Below are 1,020 nucleotides of genomic sequence, written 5' to 3'. Positions count from 1 at the left end.
CCTCCGATGGCGCTCATGGGGCGGTCGGGCTGGTGGAAGTCCGGTCGTCCGATGCCGTGGCCACGGGCCTTGCGCCACATCTCGCCGCGGATGATGGCCTCCAGGTCGGCGTCGTCCGCGCCGTCGCGCAACGGCCCGCGCAGGTCGGATTCGCTGTTGGCGAAGAGGCAGTTGCGCAACTGGCCGTCGGCCGTCAGGCGCACCCGATCGCAGGCGGCGCAGAAGGGCGCGCTGACGCTCGCGATGATGCCGACGGTATGCGGTCCGTCGTCGATCAGGTAGCGCTCGGCGGGTGCGCTGCCACGACCGTCGAGGGGGGTGAGCCGGTAGGTCTTCTCCAGTTCGCTGCGGATCTCGCCGGCGGTGACCATGGTGCCGCGCTGCCATTCGTGGCCCGCGTCGAGGGGCATCTGCTCGATGAAGCGCAACTCGTAGCCGCGATCGAGACACCACGCGAGCAGGTCGGCGACGTCCTCGTCGTTGATTCCGCGCATGGCGACGGCGTTGACCTTGACCGGCGTCAGGCCGTCGTCCTGAGCGGCCTTGAGCCCGGCCTCGACATCGCCGAGCCGGTCCCGCCGCGTCAGCGCGACGAACTCCTGCGGGTCGATCGTGTCGAGGGAGACGTTGACCCGGTCCAGCCCGGCCGCCCTGAGTGGAGCGGCCAGCCGGTCCAACCCGATTCCGTTGGTGGTCATGGCGATCGTCGGCCGCGGGTCGAGGTCGGCGATGCGCTCGACCACGCTCACCAGTGACTTGCGCAGCATCGGCTCGCCGCCGGTGAGACGGATCTGGCGGACCCCGAGGCGCACGAAGAGCCCGATAAGCCGGACCAGCTCGTCGTCCGTGAGCATCTCAGGCTTGGGCAGCCAGGGAAGTCCCTCGGCCGGCATGCAATAGGTGCACCGCAGGTTGCACCGGTCGGTCACGGAGACGCGCAGGTCACGGCCGATCCGGCCGAAGCTGTCGACCAGCGGGCCCGAGCCAGGCGCGTCGGAGCGCACCGTGGGCATCGGCAGG

Annotated in this window: 1 protein-coding gene; it reads right to left on the bottom strand. The window is 70.4% G+C overall.

What is annotated here, in order from left to right:
• A partial coding sequence (gene moaA, locus BN11_RS21055; protein ID WP_235435632.1) for a GTP 3',8-cyclase MoaA occupies positions 1-1,020 on the bottom strand: 1,020 nt, incomplete at both ends.

This window comes from Nostocoides australiense Ben110, from assembly GCF_001050535.1.
Classification (GTDB): domain Bacteria; phylum Actinomycetota; class Actinomycetes; order Actinomycetales; family Dermatophilaceae; genus Nostocoides_A; species Nostocoides_A australiense.
The sequence above is the reverse complement of the archived record's forward strand: the minus strand, read 5'-3'. Positions and strand labels throughout refer to the sequence as shown.